This is a genomic window from Mesorhizobium kowhaii (genome assembly GCF_042431665.1).
Classification (GTDB): Bacteria; Pseudomonadota; Alphaproteobacteria; order Rhizobiales; family Rhizobiaceae; genus Mesorhizobium; species Mesorhizobium kowhaii.
Genome location: NZ_JBHLYT010000006.1, coordinates 303483 through 320387, shown reverse-complemented (window position 1 = coordinate 320387; position 16905 = coordinate 303483). Strand labels below are relative to the sequence as shown.

19 protein-coding genes and 1 tRNA gene are annotated in these 16905 nt (G+C 60.7%); 16 read left to right on the top strand and 4 right to left on the bottom strand.

The window, feature by feature from the left end:
- Nucleotides 1–16: 16 nt before the first annotated feature.
- The 12 genes from ACFFNA_RS07470 (at nt 17) to ACFFNA_RS07415 (ending at nt 12933) form a co-directional block, all read left to right on the top strand.
- The gene (locus tag ACFFNA_RS07470; protein ID WP_111546470.1) at nt 17–748 is read left to right on the top strand and encodes a proteasome-type protease; all 732 of its coding nucleotides are present in this window, start codon (nt 17–19) and stop codon (nt 746–748) included.
- A 110-nt stretch (nt 749–858) separates the two neighbouring features.
- Nucleotides 859–2271 carry a pyridoxal phosphate-dependent decarboxylase family protein gene (locus ACFFNA_RS07465; protein WP_378917071.1) on the top strand — a complete coding sequence of 471 codons (1413 nt, stop codon included), beginning with the start codon at nt 859–861 and terminating at the stop codon, nt 2269–2271.
- Nucleotides 2272–2398: 127 nt separating this feature from the next.
- Nucleotides 2399–3166 carry a DeoR/GlpR family DNA-binding transcription regulator gene (locus tag ACFFNA_RS07460; protein ID WP_111546472.1) on the top strand — a complete coding sequence of 256 codons (768 nt, stop codon included), beginning with the start codon at nt 2399–2401 and terminating at the stop codon, nt 3164–3166.
- Between the two features lie 126 nt (nt 3167–3292).
- Nucleotides 3293–4813 (top strand): glycerol-3-phosphate dehydrogenase, encoded by a 1521-nt coding sequence (glpD, locus tag ACFFNA_RS07455; protein ID WP_378917069.1) that lies wholly within the window; start codon nt 3293–3295, stop codon nt 4811–4813.
- Between the two features lie 42 nt (nt 4814–4855).
- On the top strand, nt 4856–5935 hold the full coding sequence (locus ACFFNA_RS07450) for an ABC transporter ATP-binding protein (protein ID WP_378917067.1): 1080 nt from the start codon (nt 4856–4858) through the stop codon (nt 5933–5935).
- A 9-nt stretch (nt 5936–5944) separates the two neighbouring features.
- Entirely contained in the window at nt 5945–7012 is a 1068-nt protein-coding gene (locus ACFFNA_RS07445; RefSeq protein ID WP_111546475.1) for an ABC transporter ATP-binding protein, read from the top strand.
- A complete protein-coding gene (locus ACFFNA_RS07440; RefSeq protein ID WP_378917065.1) occupies nt 7013–7879 on the top strand; it encodes a carbohydrate ABC transporter permease in 867 nt (288 codons plus the stop codon).
- Nucleotide 7880: 1 nt separating this feature from the next.
- Nucleotides 7881–8795 carry a carbohydrate ABC transporter permease gene (locus tag ACFFNA_RS07435; protein WP_111546477.1) on the top strand — a complete coding sequence of 305 codons (915 nt, stop codon included), beginning with the start codon at nt 7881–7883 and terminating at the stop codon, nt 8793–8795.
- 2 nt (nt 8796–8797) lie between these two features.
- Complete coding sequence (locus ACFFNA_RS07430) at nt 8798–9085, top strand: DUF2160 domain-containing protein (RefSeq protein ID WP_095085033.1); 288 nt, start codon at nt 8798–8800, stop codon at nt 9083–9085.
- Nucleotides 9086–9163: 78 nt separating this feature from the next.
- Nucleotides 9164–10891 carry an ABC transporter substrate-binding protein gene (locus ACFFNA_RS07425; RefSeq protein WP_378917062.1) on the top strand — a complete coding sequence of 576 codons (1728 nt, stop codon included), beginning with the start codon at nt 9164–9166 and terminating at the stop codon, nt 10889–10891.
- 92 nt (nt 10892–10983) lie between these two features.
- Complete coding sequence (gene glpK, locus ACFFNA_RS07420) at nt 10984–12477, top strand: glycerol kinase GlpK (RefSeq protein ID WP_378917060.1); 1494 nt, start codon at nt 10984–10986, stop codon at nt 12475–12477.
- Nucleotides 12478–12507: 30 nt separating this feature from the next.
- The gene (locus ACFFNA_RS07415) at nt 12508–12933 is read left to right on the top strand and encodes a DUF6882 domain-containing protein (RefSeq protein WP_378917058.1); all 426 of its coding nucleotides are present in this window, start codon (nt 12508–12510) and stop codon (nt 12931–12933) included.
- Nucleotides 12934–13071: 138 nt separating this feature from the next.
- On the opposite strand, the gene ACFFNA_RS07410 is transcribed toward ACFFNA_RS07415, so the two are convergent.
- Complete coding sequence (locus ACFFNA_RS07410; RefSeq protein ID WP_378917056.1) at nt 13072–13563, bottom strand: BA14K family protein; 492 nt, start codon at nt 13561–13563, stop codon at nt 13072–13074.
- Nucleotides 13564–13867: 304 nt separating this feature from the next.
- Between ACFFNA_RS07410 and ACFFNA_RS07405 the strand changes: the two genes are divergently transcribed.
- Together ACFFNA_RS07405 and ACFFNA_RS07400 are read left to right on the top strand one after the other, a co-directional pair.
- Nucleotides 13868–13943, top strand: a tRNA-Lys gene (locus tag ACFFNA_RS07405).
- A 22-nt stretch (nt 13944–13965) separates the two neighbouring features.
- Nucleotides 13966–14439, top strand: a complete 474-nt coding sequence (locus ACFFNA_RS07400; protein WP_378917054.1) for a hypothetical protein — start codon at nt 13966–13968, stop codon at nt 14437–14439.
- Nucleotides 14440–14621: 182 nt separating this feature from the next.
- On the opposite strand, the gene ACFFNA_RS07395 is transcribed toward ACFFNA_RS07400, so the two are convergent.
- The gene (locus ACFFNA_RS07395; RefSeq protein WP_378917052.1) at nt 14622–14894 is read right to left on the bottom strand and encodes a hypothetical protein; all 273 of its coding nucleotides are present in this window, start codon (nt 14892–14894) and stop codon (nt 14622–14624) included.
- A 123-nt stretch (nt 14895–15017) separates the two neighbouring features.
- On the opposite strand from ACFFNA_RS07395, the gene ACFFNA_RS07390 reads away from it, so the two are divergent.
- Complete coding sequence (locus ACFFNA_RS07390) at nt 15018–15335, top strand: hypothetical protein (protein ID WP_378917050.1); 318 nt, start codon at nt 15018–15020, stop codon at nt 15333–15335.
- Between the two features lie 48 nt (nt 15336–15383).
- Here ACFFNA_RS07390 and ACFFNA_RS07385 read toward each other — a convergent pair whose 3' ends face one another.
- A complete protein-coding gene (locus ACFFNA_RS07385; RefSeq protein ID WP_378917048.1) occupies nt 15384–15794 on the bottom strand; it encodes a hypothetical protein in 411 nt (136 codons plus the stop codon).
- Nucleotides 15791–16525, bottom strand: coding sequence for a hypothetical protein (locus ACFFNA_RS07380; protein WP_378917046.1), 735 nt, complete (start codon nt 16523–16525; stop codon nt 15791–15793). Before ACFFNA_RS07380 ends, ACFFNA_RS07385 begins: the two co-directional genes overlap by 4 nt.
- 89 nt (nt 16526–16614) lie before the next feature.
- Between ACFFNA_RS07380 and ACFFNA_RS07375 the strand changes: the two genes are divergently transcribed.
- Nucleotides 16615–16857 carry a helix-turn-helix transcriptional regulator gene (locus ACFFNA_RS07375; protein WP_378917044.1) on the top strand — a complete coding sequence of 81 codons (243 nt, stop codon included), beginning with the start codon at nt 16615–16617 and terminating at the stop codon, nt 16855–16857.
- Nucleotides 16858–16905 lie beyond the last annotated feature (48 nt).

The window sequence follows — 16905 nt, the reverse complement described above, 5'->3', positions numbered from 1 at the left end:
CGTTAGAAGAGATTCCATGACCTATTGCGTCGGCCTGAAGATCGATCGCGGGCTCGTGTTCATGTCGGACACGCGCACCAATGCCGGCATGGATTCGATTTCCACCTTCCGCAAGATGCATGTCTGGGAGCAGCCGGGCGAGCGCGTCATCGTGCTGATGTCGGCCGGGAACCTGGCGACGACTCAGGCGGTGGTCAGCCTGCTTGACGAACGCACCAAGGCAATTGCCGATCGTCACGCCACGCTTCTGGAGACGCCGTCGATGTATCAGACGGTGCGGCTGGTCGGCGATACCGTCAAGGAGGTCATCGCCAGTTCGTCACCAGCCGGCGAAAAGGCAGACTCCTACTTCAATGCCTCCTTCATCCTCGGCGGCCAGATCAAGGGCAGCGAGCCGCGGCTGTTCATGATCTATCCCGAAGGCAATTTCATCGAATCGACCGACGACACGCCATTCTTCCAGATCGGCGAGACCAAATATGGCAAGCCGATCATCATCCGCGCCTACGAAAAGACGATGAGCCTCGCCGAGACGGTGAAGCTGCTTCTGGTGTCGTTCGATTCGACGCTGAAGTCGAACCTGTCGGTCGGCTTGCCGCTTGACCTGCTCTTCCTGGAAAAAGACGCTTTCAAGGTTGGGCTGAAGAAGCGGATCGGCCAGGACGACCAGTACTACCGCACGATCTCGGATGGCTGGTCGAGTGCGCTGAAGACAGCTTTTGCCAGCCTGCCCGATTTCCCGGGGTAGGGCGCGCGGCATTCGCTGGCGGTTGCATATATTTCACACGTTAAATAATATCGGATCTTGAAGAGCCAGCCGTGACGGGTGGCGGCGAGAGATCCTGTCGGGAGGACACGATGGACAACGATGATTTCCGGCAATGGTCGCGGCGCGCCGCCGACTGGGGTGCCGATTACCGCAGCACGCTGCGCGACCGCCCGGTGCGGCCGCTGGTCGAGCCGGGCGACATCTTCAGGAGCATAGAGGCTGCGCCGCCTGAAGATGCGGAACCGATGGACAGGATTTTTGCCGATTTCGAAGAGAAGATTCTGCCGGGGATGACGCATTGGCAGCATCCGCGCTTCTTCGCCTATTTCCCGGCCAATGCGGCGCCGGTCTCGGTGGTGGCGGAATATCTGGTCTCGGCGATGGCCGCACAGTGCATGCTTTGGCAGACGTCGCCGGCGGCGACCGAGCTCGAAACGCGCACTGTCGACTGGATGCGCCAGGCGCTCGGCCTGCCGGACGGGTTCTCCGGAGTGATCCAGGATTCGGCCTCGTCGGCGACACTGGCCGCGGTGCTGACCATGCGCGAGCTGGCGCTCGACTGGCAAGGCAACAGACAAGGCCTGGCAGGGCAGGCGCGATTGCGCATCTATTCCTCCGACCAGGTGCACACTTCGATCGACCGGGCGATCTGGGTCTCGGGCATCGGCGAGGACAATCTTGTGCGCATTCCCGTCGGTGGCCGTTTTCGCGCCATGGACACGGCAGCGCTTGAGGCGGCAATCGTTGCTGACCGGGAAGCTGGCATGCTGCCGGCCGGTATCATCGCTTGCGTTGGCGGCACCAGCACGGGCGGCACCGACGACATCGCCGCGGTTGTCGAGGTGGCGCGGCGGCATGGCCTCTATCTTCACGTCGATGCGGCCTGGGCCGGCTCGGCGATGATTTGCCCCGAGTATCGCCATTTCTGGGCGGGTGTCGAAGCGGCGGACTCCGTGGTCTTCAATCCGCACAAATGGCTGGGCGCACAGTTCGATTGCTCGATCCAGTTCCTGCGCGATCCCGAAAGCCATGTGCGGACGCTGGCCATCAAGCCGGACTATCTGAAAACCCACGGCCATGACGGCATCATCAACTATTCCGAATGGTCGGTACCGCTCGGCAGGCGGTTCCGCGCGCTGAAATTGTGGTTCCTGCTGCGCGCCCATGGCCTGGAAAGCCTGCGCACGATGATCCGCAACCATGTCGCCTGGAGCGAAGGCCTTGCCGCGCGGCTGGCAAAGGAGCTGGATTTCGAGATCGTCAGCGAACCGATGCTGTCGCTGTTCTCGTTCCGGCACAAGGCTGCAACCGGCGCCGATGCGGACGAGCACAATCTGCGGCTGGTCAATGCGATCAACGACGATGGCCGCATCTACCTGACGCAGACGAGAGTCGATGGACGAATGGCAATCCGGTTCCAGGTCGGACAGTTCGAGGCGACCGCCGGCGATGTCGATGCCGCCTTCGTCGTCATCACCGAAATCGCGCGCGGCTTGGCCTGAGCTGGCCAAGCTGCGAGTGCGCTGGCGTTTGCCTTTGCAGTCGTGTCGATTTCATTAGCCGGCTTATGCCTTTTCATTGGTTTCGTTTTCGACTATAGACAAGAAAAACGAAAACGGGAGCTCGCCCATGTATCTGTCGCCACGCCATGCCGAAATCATCCAGATGGCCAAGGATCATGGTCGCGTGCTGGTCGATGATCTGGCCACCCACTTCAATGTGACGCCGCAGACCATACGCAAGGATCTCAACGACCTGTGCGATCAGCGGCTGCTTTCGCGCATCCATGGCGGTGCGTTGTTTCCGTCCGGCATCGAGAACATGGAGTATGAGGCGAGGCGCAAGATCGCCGCCGACGAGAAGGAAGCGATCGGCCGCGCGGCAGCCAGGTTGATCCCCGACAATGCCTCGCTGTTCATCAACATCGGCACCACGACGGAGGCGGTCAGCAAGGCATTGCTCGATCACAGCGGGCTTATGGTCATCACCAATAATATCAATGTTGCCAATAGGATGCGCATATATCCGTCGATCGAGGTGGTGATCGCCGGTGGGGTGGTGCGCGGTTCCGATGGCGGCGTCGTCGGCGAAGCGGCAGTCGATTTCATCAGGCAGTTCAAGGTCGACTATGCCGTGATCGGCGCATCGGCCATCGACCATGATGGTGCCTTGCTCGACTTCGATTTCCGCGAGGTCAAGGTGGCGCAGGCGATCATCGCCAATGCGCGTCATGTCATCCTGGTTTCCGATCAGACCAAATTCGAGCGCACCGCGCCGGTGCGCATCGGCCATCTGTCGCAGGTCAACACCTTCATCACCGACCGCTGCGACATCCCGTCGGTGCGCAAGATCTGCCAGGAGGCCGAGGTTCAACTGATCGAGACGTCGCTTGGCTAAGCGGCTTCGGTATATCATCACGGGCCTGTGATATTTCGTTTGACATTCGTTCCTATTTCGAAATAATCCCGATACGGTTTCGTAAAAACCTAAAAATGCTGCAATGCGAAATCGGGGGAGGGCTTTGTGGACGCAATCCGAGACATCTTCGTCATCGGTGGCGGCATCAATGGTTGCGGCATTGCCCGCGATGCTGTCGGGCGTGGCTTTTCCGTCTTTCTCGCCGAGATGAACGACCTCGCCAGCGGGACCTCCTCAGGCTCGACCAAGTTGATCCATGGCGGCTTGCGCTACCTCGAATTCTATGAATTCCGCCTGGTGCGCGAGGCGCTGATGGAGCGCGAGGTTCTGTGGAAGAACGCGCCGCATATCATCTGGCCGATGCGCTTCGTGCTGCCCTACGCCAAGGGCCTGCGTCCGGCCTGGCTGATCAGGCTCGGCCTCTTTCTCTACGACCACATTGGCGGGCGCAAATTGCTGCCGGCGACCCGGACGCTGGACATGACCAGGGATCCGGCCGGCAAGCCCTTGAAGCCGCTGTTCAAAAAGGCCTTCGAATATTCAGATGGCTGGGTCAATGATGCGCGGCTGGTGGCGCTGAATGCGCGCGATGCCGCCGATCGCGGCGCAACCGTTCGCACCCGCACGAAAGTGGTCGGCGCGCGCCGCGAAAACGGTTTGTGGACGATCAAGATCGAGAACCTGCAGACCGGCGCGACCGAGGAGATCAAGGCAAGGCTGCTGGTCAATGCAGCCGGACCGTGGGTCGATCACGTGCTTTCCGGCGTCGTCGGCCTCAACGATGTGCACAATGTCCGCCTCGTGCAAGGCAGCCACATCGTCATCTCCAAGAAGTTCGACGATCCGCGCGCCTATTTCTTCCAGAACAAGGATGGCCGCATCATCTTCGCCATTCCCTACGAGGAAGAATTCACCCTGATCGGCACCACCGACCAGGATTATCCCGGCGACCCGCATGACGTGAAAATCAGCGACACCGAGATCGACTACCTCTGTGCCGCGGCAAGCGAATATTTCGCGCAACCGGTCAAGCGCTCCGACATCGTCTGGACCTATTCCGCCGTCCGTCCGCTCTACGATGACGGCGCCTCCAAGGCGCAGGAAGCGACGCGCGACTATGTGATCAAGGCTGATGGCGGCGAGGGCGCGGCCCCGATCGTCAATGCGTTCGGCGGCAAGATCACCACCTATCGCCGGCTGTCGGAATCGATGCTGGAAAAGATCGAGGGTTTCCTCGGCAAGCGTGGCAAGCCGTGGACGGCAAACGCGCCGCTGCCGGGCGGAGATTTCCCGGCCACAGGTTTCGACGCGCAAGTGGCAAAGCTGAAATCGGCCTATCCCTTCCTCGACGCACGCCTGGCGCGCCGGCTGACCCGGCTTTACGGGACGCGTGCGCAGGTTCTGCTGGGCCTGGCCAAATCGAATGCCGATCTCGGCCGCAATTTCGGTGCCGATCTCTACGAGGCCGAGATACGCTACCTCGTTGAAAACGAATGGGCGGTCACCGCTGAGGATGTGCTATGGCGCAGGACCAAGCGCGGCCTGCATCTCGGCCGTGAGCAGGTGGCATCGCTCGACGAATTCATGCGCGGCATAAGCCGGCGGCATGTCGCAGCTGCCGAATGAAGAGGGTTTTGAGCTGATGCAGAAAGCCTGGGAGGAGGCGTCATGCTGGAACTGAGAAACGTCACCAAGATGGTCGGTGCGGTCGAGCATATCCGCGACGTGTCGCTGACGCTTCAGCGCGGCTCGCTCAACGTCCTGCTTGGGCCCACGCTTTCGGGCAAGACCAGCCTGATGCGGCTGATGGCCGGTCTCGACGTGCCGACCTCCGGTTCGGTCTGGTTCGACGGCCAGAATGTCACCGGCGTGCTGGTGCAGAAGCGCAAGATCGCCATGGTCTACCAGCAGTTCATCAACTATCCGGCGATGACCGTCTACGAGAACATCGCCTCGCCGCTGCGGGTGGCCGGCACCGATCAGGCCAAGATCGACAAGGAAGTGCGCGAGGCCGCGGCCCTGCTCAAGCTGACGCCCTATCTCGACCGCACGCCGCTCAGCCTGTCGGGCGGGCAGCAGCAACGCACCGCCCTGGCGCGCGCCATCGTCAAGAATGCCAGCCTGGTGCTGCTCGACGAGCCGCTTGCCAATCTCGACTACAAATTGCGCGAAGAACTACGCGCCGAACTGCCGAGGATTTTTGCCGCCGCCGGCACCATCTTCGTTTATGCCACGACCGAACCGCATGAAGCGCTGCTGCTCGGCGGCAATACGGCGACACTTTCCGAAGGACGCATCACCCAGTTCGGCCCGACCATCGACGTGTTCCGCAAGCCGGCCGATCTGGTGACGGCAAGGACCTTCGCCGATCCGCCACTCAACACCATCGTGCTGGCCAAGAAGGGCCCGGATTTCCTGCTCGACGGCGGCGTGAAACTGCCGGTGCCTGCCGAGCTCTCCGGCATTGCCGATGCCAACTATACGATCGGCTTCCAGCCGCATCATCTGTCGCTCGAACGGCCCAATGCCTTGGCCGTGCCGGTGCGCGCAAAGGTCACGATCACCGAAATCACCGGGTCGGAGAGCTTCATCCATCTCGACTTCGCCGACGTGCGCTGGGTCATGCTGACCCACGGCATCCGCCATTTCGAGCCCGACGAGGTGGTCGAGGTGTTCATCGATCCGCGCCACATCATGGTTTTCGACGAGCACGGCCGCGCCGTCAGCGCGCCGAAGCTGGCGGCATAGGAGGGCGATATGGCGCGCATCGACGTCAATCATGTCAGGCATTCCTATCTGCCGAACCCGCGGACGGATGCCGATTTCGCACTGCGCGAAGTGCATCACACGTTCGAGGATGGCGGCGCCTATGCGCTCCTCGGCCCTTCCGGTTGCGGCAAGACCACGCTGCTCAACATCATCTCGGGCCTGCTTCATCCCTCGCATGGCCAATTGCTGTTCAACGGCAGGGATGTAACCAACCTGTCGACGCAGGAGCGCAACATCGCGCAGGTGTTCCAGTTCCCGGTCATCTACGACACCATGACCGTCTACGACAATCTGGCCTTCCCGCTGCGCAACCGCGGCGTGCCGGAAGCCGATGTCGACCGCAAGGTGCGCGAGACACTGGAAATGATCGATCTGGCGTCCTGGGCAAAGAAGAAGGCGAGGGGCCTGACCGCCGACCAGAAGCAGAAGATTTCGCTTGGCCGCGGACTGGTGCGCTCAGACGTCAACGCCATCCTGTTCGATGAACCGCTGACCGTCATCGACCCGCATATGAAGTGGGTGCTGCGCTCGCAATTGAAGCAATTGCACCGCCGCTTCGGCTACACCATGGTCTATGTCACCCATGACCAGACCGAGGCGCTGACCTTCGCCGACCAGGTTGTGGTGATGTATGATGGCGGCATCGTGCAGATCGGCACGCCGGCGGAACTGTTCGAGCGGCCGCGCCACACTTTCGTCGGCTATTTCATCGGCTCGCCCGGCATGAACGTCATGCCGGTGGCAATCGACGGCAAGACGGCGACGCTCGGCTCGCAGCGGATCGAACTGCCGGGCGCGCCGAAGGCAGACAGTGGCGCCATCGAGCTTGGCATCCGTCCCGAATATGTGCGGCTTGGCCGCGACGGCATGGCCGTTTCGATCAGCAAGGTCGAGGATGTCGGACGCCACAAGGTGGTGCGGGCCAAGCTGGAAGGCCGCGACATCGCGGCGGTTATCGGCGAGGACGAGACCGTGCCGGCCGAACCGAAAGTGCGGTTCGATCCGGCCGGCATCAACATCTATGCCGATTCCTGGCGCGTCGAGATGGGGGCATAGATGGAAAAGACCTGGAACAACAAGGCCTGGTTCCTGGTGCTGCCGGTCCTGGTGCTGGTGGCGTTCTCGGCCGTCATTCCGCTGATGACGGTCGTCAACTATTCGGTGCAGGACACGTTCGGCAACAATGTCTTCTTCTGGGCCGGCACCGAATGGTTCGAGGAACTGCTGTCCTCCAGCCGCTTCTGGGAAGCGATGGTCCGCAACCTGATCTTCTCGTTCATCATCCTGGCGATCCAAGTGCCGCTCGGCATCTTCATCGCGCTCAACATGCCGAAGAAGGGCTGGGGCGTGCCGGTCTGCCTGGTGCTGATGGCGCTGCCGCTGCTGATCCCGTGGAACGTCGTCGGCACCATCTGGCAGGTCTTCGGCCGCAACGACATCGGCCTGCTCGGCTACTACGTCAACGCGCTCGGCATCGACTACAACTACGTGCAGGATCCGTTCGACGCCTGGGTCACCATCATCATCATGGATGTCTGGCACTGGACGAGCCTGGTCGTGCTGCTGTGCTATGCCGGCCTGGTTTCCATTCCCGATGCCTTCTATCAGGCGGCCAAGATCGACGGTGCTTCGCGCTGGGCGGTGTTCCGCTACATCCAGCTGCCGAAGATGCAGCGCGTGCTTTTGATCGCCGTGCTTTTGCGCTTCATGGATAGTTTCATGATCTACACCGAACCTTTCGTCGTCACCGGCGGCGGTCCCGGCAATTCGACGACGTTCCTGTCGATCGACCTCGTCAAGACCGCGCTCGGTCAGTTCGACCTTGGCCCGGCGGCTGCCATGTCGCTGGTCTACTTTCTCATCATCCTGTTGTTGTCGTGGGTGTTCTACACCGTGATGACCAATTACGACGCGGAGCGCTGAGATGAGCGGCGCCAACGAAAGAGCGGACAGAGTGAACGAGACGACAGCTTCGGGAGAACTGGCCAGCACGCTGTCGCAGGATGAGGTCGCCCGGCTGATGCGGCGTCGCGGCGAGGAATCGCGCTGGTGGTGGATCGTGCCGACGGTCTACATCATCGTTCTCTTGCTGCCGATCTACTGGCTCATCAACATGAGCTTCAAGACCAACGCCGAGATCGTCTCCTCGCTGACGCTCTATCCGCACGCCCCGACGATCGCCAACTACGTCACCATCTTCACCGATGCCTCCTGGTATTCCGGCTACATCAATTCGATCACCTATGTGGTGATGAACATGGTGATTTCGGTGGCTGCGGCGCTGCCGGCGGCCTACGCCTTCTCGCGTTATCGCTTCCTTGGCGACAAGCATCTGTTCTTCTGGCTTTTGACCAACCGCATGGCGCCGCCGGCAGTGTTCGCGCTGCCGTTCTTCCAGCTCTACTCGGCCTTCGGCCTGATCGACACCCATATCGCGGTGGCGCTGGCACACTGCCTGTTCAACGTGCCTTTGGCGGTGTGGATCCTTGAAGGCTTCATGTCGGGCGTGCCGAAGGAAATCGACGAGACCGCCTATATCGACGGCTATTCGTTCCCGCGTTTCTTCGTCAAGATCTTCATGCCGCTGATCGCCAGCGGCATCGGCGTCGCCTGCTTCTTCTGCTTCATGTTCTCATGGGTCGAACTGCTGATTGCCCGCACGCTGACCACGACCGACGCCAAACCGATCGCCGCCACCATGACGCGCACGGTTTCCGCCGCTGGCATGGATTGGGGCCTGCTTGCAGCGGCTGGTGTGCTGACGCTGATCCCCGGCGCGCTCGTCATCTGGTTCGTCCGCAACTATATCGCCAAGGGCTTCGCCCTGGGGAGGGTATGACAATGAACTTCGACCTCTCCTGGATGGCGTGGACGTGGCCGACGGCGGCCTTCTTCGCAACCATTCTTCTGCTGCTGTGTGGCATGGCGGTGTGGGAATACGCCTCGCCGGGCGGCAATCCGCGCGTTGGCATCCTGCGCTTCGAGACGACGCGCGGCGACCGTCTCTTCCTATCGCTGCTTGGCAGCGCGTTTATCCATCTCGCTTGGCTGGGTCTTGTCGGACCCAGTCTCTGGTGGGCTCTCGCTCTCTCCGTGGTCTACGCCATCGGCGTGTTCCGCTACGTATAGAGGGGGAAACTGTTGGAGCGACCGCGTGCCGGCGGCCGCTCCAGATCGCACTTGAACCTGAAACAGTGGAGGAAACTTATGCGACGGCAATTTTTAACATCAACGACTGCCCTTGTCCTATTGCTCGGCGTGGGCAACGCCTACGCCGGGATGGACGAGGCAAAAGCCTTTCTGGACAAGGAGATAGGTCCGCTCTCGACGCTTTCGCGCGCCGACCAGGAAGCCGAAATGCAATGGTTTATTGACGCAGCCAAGCCGTTCGCCGGCATGGACATCAAGGTCGTCTCCGAAACCATCGCCACGCACCAGTATGAATCGCAGGTGCTGGCGCCGGCCTTTACCGCCATCACCGGCATCAAGGTCACGCATGACGTCATCCAGGAAGGCGATGTCGTCGAGAAGATCCAGACCCAGATGCAGACCGGCCAGAACCTCTATGACGGCTGGGTCAACGATTCCGATCTGATCGGCACCCACTGGCGCTACCAGCAGGTGCGCAACCTGACCGACTGGATGTCGGGCGACGGCAAGGATGTCACCAACCCGAACCTCGACCTGAAGGACTTCATCGGCACCTCGTTCACGACGGCGCCCGACAAGAAGCTCTATCAGCTTCCCGACCAGCAGTTCGCCAACCTCTACTGGTTCCGGTACGACTGGTTCAACGACGAGAAGAACAAGGCGGACTTCAAGGCCAAGTACGGCTACGAGCTCGGCGTGCCGGTCAACTGGTCGGCCTATGAGGACATTGCCGAATTCTTCACCGGCCGTGAGATCGACGGCAAGAAGGTCTATGGCCACATGGACTATGGCAAGAAGGACCCGTCGCTCGGCTGGCGGTTCACCGACGCCTGGCTGTCGATGGCCGGTAACGGCGACAAGGGCATTCCGAACGGTCTGCCGGTCGACGAATGGGGCATCAAGGTCGACGAAAATTCGCGGCCCGTCGGCTCCTGCACGGCACGCGGCGGTGACACCAATGGCCCGGCCGCTGTCTACTCGATCCAGAAATATCTCGACTGGCTGAAAGCCTATGCACCGGCGGAAGCCCAGGGCATGACGTTCTCTGAGTCCGGACCGGTTCCGGCGCAGGGCGCAGTTGCCCAGCAGATCTTCTGGTACACCGCCTTCACCGCTTCGATGGTCGATGCCGGCGCCAAGGCAGTGTTGAACGACGACGGCACGCCGAAATGGCGCATGGCGCCGTCGCCGCATGGCGTCTACTGGAAGGACGGCATGAAGCTCGGCTATCAGGACGTCGGCTCCTGGACGCTGATGAAATCGACGCCGACCGACCGCGCCAAGGCCGCCTGGCTCTACGCGCAGTTCGTCACCTCGAAGACCGTGGACGTGAAGAAGAGCCATGTCGGCTTGACCTTCATCCGCGAGAGCACGATCCATGACAAGAGCTTCACCGAGCGTGCACCGAAGCTCGGCGGCTTGATCGAGTTCTATCGCTCGCCGGCCCGCGTCCAGTGGTCGCCGACCGGCACCAACGTGCCTGACTATCCGAAGCTGGCACAGCTCTGGTGGCAGGCGATCGGCGATGCGTCGTCGGGTGCCAAGAGCGCGCAGGAAGCCATGGACTCGCTCTGCGGCGAACAGGAAAAGGTCATGAGCCGCATCGAGAAGTCGGGCGTCCAGGGCGATATCGGCCCGAAGATGGCCGAAGAGCATGACCTCGCCTACTGGAACGCCGACGCGGTCAAGAAAGGCAATCTCGCGCCTCAGCTCAAGATCGAGAACGAGAAGGAAAAGCCGATCACCATCAACTACGACGAACTGGTGAAGAGCTGGCAGAAATAGGCTGTCCTATGCGGGCGTTCGCGCCCGTGTGACATTGGGGGAGGCGGCATGTTGCCGTCTCCCCTGTTTGTATCAAGGTGGAGGACATCTGAATGAGCGGTTTTGTGCTGGCAATCGACCAGGGAACGACATCGACCCGGGCGATCCTGTTCGACGGTCAGATGAAGGTTGCTGGCAGCGGGCAGAAGGAATTCACCCAGCACTATCCGGCCTCCGGCTGGGTCGAGCATGACCCCGAGGAAATCTGGGCGAGCGTCGTGACCACGGTGAAGGCTGCGCTGAAGCAGGCCGGCCACGCCGCTGCGGATGTCACGGCCATCGGCATCACCAACCAGCGCGAAACTGTCATCATCTGGGACAGGGCGACCGGCAAGCCGATCCACAATGCCATCGTCTGGCAGGACCGGCGCACAGCGACGCTCTGCCAGAAACTGAAGAAGCAGGGGCTTGAGAAGAAATTCAGCCGCAAGACCGGCCTGCTGCTCGATCCCTATTTCTCCGGCACCAAGATCGCCTGGATGCTCGACAAGGTCAAAGGAGCAAGGCGGCGTGCCGAGAAGGGCGAGCTGCTCGCCGGCACCATCGACAGTTTTTTGATCTGGCGCCTGACCGGCGGCAAGGTCCATGCCACGGACGCCACCAACGCCTCGCGCACGCTGGTCTACAACATCGCAGAGAATGCCTGGGACGACGAGTTGCTGTCGATTCTCAACATCCCGGCGAAAATGCTTCCTGAGGTAAAAGACTGTGCCGATGACTATGGAATCACGGAGAAAAATCTCTTCGGCGCCGAGATAAGAATCCTCGGCGTTGCCGGCGACCAGCATGCCGCGACCATTGGCCAGGCCTGCTTCGAGCCGGGCATGATGAAGTCGACCTACGGCACTGGCTGTTTTGCGCTGCTCAACACTGGCAGCGACCTGGTCCGCTCGAAGAACCGGCTGCTGACCACCATTGCCTACCGGCTGAACGGCAAGACGACCTATGCGCTGGAAGGCTCAATCTTCATTGCGGGTGCTGCCGTGCAATGGCTGCGCGATGGCATCAAGGTGATCGGCAAGGCCGAGCAGAGCGGCAAACTGGCGGCCGAGGCTGATCCGACGCAAAATGTCTATCTGGTGCCGGCCTTTGTCGGGCTCGGCGCACCGCATTGGGATGCCGAGGCACGCGGCGCCATCTTTGGGCTGACGCGCAATTCCGGTCCGGCGGAGTTTGCACGCGCGGCGCTTGAAGCCGTCGCCTACCAGACGCGCGATCTTCTCGATGCCATGCGCAAGGACTGGAAGGGCGCTTCGGCAAAGACCGTGCTTCGGGTCGATGGCGGCATGGTGGCGTCGGACTGGACCATGCAGCGCCTGGCTGACATCCTCGATGCGCCGGTCGATCGCCCGACCATTCTGGAGACGACCGCGCTCGGCGCCGCATGGCTGGCCGGCTCAAAGGCCGGCGTCTGGCCGAAGGCGCGGGAATTCGCGAAAAGCTGGGCACTCGAACGGCGCTTCCAGCCGGACATGGATGCCTCGACACGGTCCGCCAAGCTTACCGGCTGGCGCGATGCTGTGCGCAGGACGCTGAGCGTGCAATAAATCCGCATCAGATTCTTAGGGCGAGGGGAAATGAAGCCAGACTGGTATCCTGCTTGGCGCGACGAGGCCGTTGAGCAACTGCATGCCAAGAATGACCGCTTGCATAAGGAATTCCGCCTCGGCAGTTGGTCACGCTACGATTATGACATGACGACCGGCAGGCTCCTGTTTTCCAAAGACGGGGCCGTCAAGGTGATCACCGAGATCCAGATTGCCGGCTCCACGAGCGCCAAGGCAGACAACTGGCTGTGGGCCTGGGCAAATTCAAATTTACCCGACGATCTCCTCACTGACGCAAAGCTCGTTCGATCCTTCGGCGAGAAGAACAGCATTGATGCGCTGGCTCAGGCTTACGTGACGGATGCGGATAATGACCTGGAAGCGCTCGGTTGGGAATTGACCGGTGCAATGGTTCGAATTTGCGATGCCCTTGGAGCACCGCTCACCGCGTGGTGAAGGCGGTGCGCTTTATCTCATCTTCAAGAGCGTCAGCTGGGCAGGCTGATCCTGGGTCGCCATTGCTTACGAAAAAGGCCCGCGCCATGGCACGGACCTTTCCACGCGACACTATCAGTTACTGGTACTCACCCGTGATCAGTAGGGGGAACGGCACTCCTGGCGAGGACCGTAATTCGGCTGGAACGTGTTGTCCGAAGAGCGGTAGCTGCGATAGCGATCATAGCACCACTGCACATGCGAGTTGCCTTCGTAGACACGGTTGTTTTCGTTGTTGATGATCGCGCCGGTGATCAGGGCACCGGTGGCGAAGGCAGCCAGCGGGAACCAGTTGTCGCCATGGCGACGATAGCCGCGATGGTATTCGCGATAGCCGCGATGACCATTCCAATAGGCGCCGCCATCGTTGTTTCGGGCAAAGTTACGACGGTTGCCGAAATTGCGGTTGCCATGGCGGTTATGACGCCATTGGAAATTCCTATCGCCGTTGCGGGCTTCGACGTTCAGGATATTTGATGAGGCCTCCGGTGCCTGCGGCACGAACATCTCAGCGGCATTGGCCGGCATGGCAGCCGCGGCAAACGAAACTGACAGAGTGGTCGCCAGTATACCCGATACGATCTTGTTCATTCTTCTTCTCCTTCGAAAGGGTGATTGACGTCCCTTGTGGTGGGAGAACGGACGAGACTAGCAATTGTTCCGCGCAAAAATATCAAGTTGCTGATTTGTAATATTTCTTTGGCCTGGCAATGGCAGCAGGGGCCGTTCATTCGGCTGCTCTGGACGGCTCTCGACGTCCTGGTCGAAGTGGCCAGACGGACGACATGGCATTGCTGGGAAAGCTTGGCTTGGCGATACTCTTTTTCCGGTTGACCGGTCGAGGCACTCTCCCTATGTTCCGCGCAATTTCGAGGGCGGCCTTTGGAGCCCGCGGGAGCGCGTAGCTCAGCCGGTAGAGCAACTGACTTTTAATCAGTAGGTCATGGGTTCGAATCCCATCGCGCTCACCAAAACCTCAAGAAAATCAACTACATGCAGCAGGTCGCGCCGACAATTTCCGTGTCCGCTAATCCGTGTCCGCTCAGTGTCCGCAAAATAGGGCAGGGGCATGCGTTGATTTCGTCGAAGTTCCTGCGACTATCGGCAGGTCCGACACGGACGCGAGGTGTTGCTATGCAAGGGTTTGCTGCGAAACTCGTTATTCGCGCGAAGGAAAAAGCACTCGCCCAGGCCGCGCACGGAGAAACACTGCGAAACCAAATCGCGGAAACCTACAAAAGTCTGGCTGAGTTGTCCGAGCATCTCAAGGCGTCAGATATGGCTGCCGAGCGCCTAAAAATTTACAAGCCGAAGTACGGAAGCGATTACTCCTGCCCAATCTGTTGGCAGGAACGCGGCGCTATCAAGTGGCTCCTTTTCGTGGAGGAGCCAGACCATGCTTACCATTGCAAGATCTGCGGCTTCAAAGAAGCCGACGATGGGCAATTGAAAAAGCCCGCCACCTGAGAGGGCAGCGGGCGCTAGTTCGGGAGGACGAGCTCCCCTTTGCCCGTGAACAACGGTACGCCTCGCTTAGCTGGATAATAAGCTCGCGCTGGTTGAAGCTCTGCATATTCAAGCTGCGTGACTTTTCTGCCACAAGATAGAGAAAGCCCGCCACCGTGAGGCAGCGGCAGCGGCACTGAAAGTCAGACCGCTCTGCCGTTCCGCCGCGCATCGATTCCCGCATAGTCCGGAACACAGGTGAAAAACACCGGCCGGCGATCTCGCCCTGCCGTCTGGCACCGCTCGCACCGGAACACCTTCACCAGATCCCAATGCATGGCGCCGTGGTCGAGCCCCAGGCGGGCGCCCAATGACGCAAGGTCGATTTGGTGGGAGTGCTGGCACATAGGATGCCCGCAATTGACGTAAAGCCGCTCGCCGCTGCTGATAGCTTCTGCGATGGTCTTTTCGGGCATGGCGCGGCCTCCAGATTGAACGGTGCCGCAGCCGGAATATGTTACTATGCCATCCTTTGATGCAAGCTCGTTTGATTTGCACCGCTGCCACTATCGGCAGGTCCACGCGACATGGGATGTGACATGGTCGGTTTTAGGGAGACGATCGAGCACGAGGCCGGCGAGTTGGCTTTCGCCGAGGAAAGGCGGGCCGGAGCATTACGGCGCAAGCTCGCCCTTCACGATGAAATTGGGGCAAAGCTAAAATCCGACGTGGACAACGCTGCCTCTGCGGCTAGCCGCGTGCATAGGTATCAGCCCATCATTGACGAGACGCCACAATGCCCGCGCTGCTGGATATTGCGTGCAAAGAAGGAGCCCTTGAGCAATCAAGGGAGCGGCGACAAAAACGATTTGTTCAAGTGTCGCGAATGCGGGTACGAGGTGCCCTTGGAGCCTTGAGGCCCGGAAGCCGAAGCCGCCGGGCCTTTGTCGTAAACCAATTCCCGGTTAATATTCGAGCACCAGTTCCCGATCGGTGCATTCCTCGCGCTCGTGATCGCCGCGCGCACCGTCCGCCCAATGTTCTTGGCAGCAACGGTTCGGCGCCCCTAGCGTCGGCTCCTCCGTGCCGTCGTCCTCGTCGTCGCTGCTGTCCAGTTCCCGATCGTCGTAGGGGCTTCCCCTGCCGTCATGGAAGGCAAACACAGTCTGCGGGCCTCGCTCACACCAGCTAAGCCATGGTTCGGCGTCGGCACCGTCTTCAAGGTCGCAATCGGCCTCCATTAGGTCGAGCGCTGTGATGAGGCTCATGGCGCGGTCTAGGAGGTCATTCAGGCGCTTCTCGACGGACTGGCGCCATTGACGGGGCTCCATCCCCTTCGGCATTCCCAAGGGCTTGAGAGTGACGGGCGCGTTCATACGGCACCTCCTACAAGGCGCTTGATGTCGGCCGAGATCGAAGTGATCGTGTCGTTACAGGCTTCGGTATCAAGGCCAAGGCTTTCCCCGGCCCGGAGCTTCACGGCCATTCCCTCGACCGTATGGGCGGGAGTGGCAAAGATGCGCCGGCCGATGTCCCATTGTTCGCTGCAGACGGCGTCGAACTCAGCCTCTTTGGCGTCATAGCCTAGCAGACGGTGCTGCTCGTCGAGACGCCCCGAGAATTGGTCCCAGGCGGCCTTGATCGCGGCTCGTTCGCTTGCAATGGCCGCATACCACGCGCGCACCGCCGGTGGCTCCCATTCAGCGCCCCGCAAGACATCGCCGAACGTGACATGATCTTGCGCTTTTGTTCGCATTGCCTTCAGATCTTCCGGCAAGGACGGCCTCTGTTTTTCCCAATCGGAGGGACGGAGCGGCTGCTGTCCGGCTGCTTTCTCGGCCTTCCGGCACAACCGTCTTTGCGACTTTTCGAGCTTGTCCATCCGATCCTTGAGCGCGTCAATCTCCCGCTCTAGCTGGAACAGTTCGGCGTCGGGATGGGGACTGACGGCCTCTGGCCTGGCTACGGCTGCTGTAGCGGCTCCCAGGGCGGGCAGAGAGGCAATCCCCGCCAGGATGAGCCGGCGGGAAAACCGTCCGGTGATGATCTTCATTTCCTCGGCAGCAGGCATGGCTTCGCCTGCTGCCGGAACATGGGTGTTCGGCATTGGTTTCTCCGTTGAGATTAGCGTGTCAACGTGATACCAATGGCTCACGGCAAGCCAATAGTCAATACTTTAGGACAATTGTGATACCAATGGATAAACTGACCGGTCGACAAATCGCCGCCGCACGCACCCTTATGGGGATTACTCAAGCCGACTTGGCTGACAGGGCGAACATTTCCGTTCCGACCCTCAAACGAATGGAGGGCAGCCAAGGCCACGCTGGCGGCATGGCAAACAATCTTGCCGCCATCCGCGCGGCTCTCGAAGCGGCCGGCGTCGAGTTCATCCCCGAGAATGGCGGCGGTGCTGGTGTGAGGCTTAGGAAGCGATGACCTTGTTCTGCCATTTCACATCGGAACACGCTTTCCACGGGATTGGGC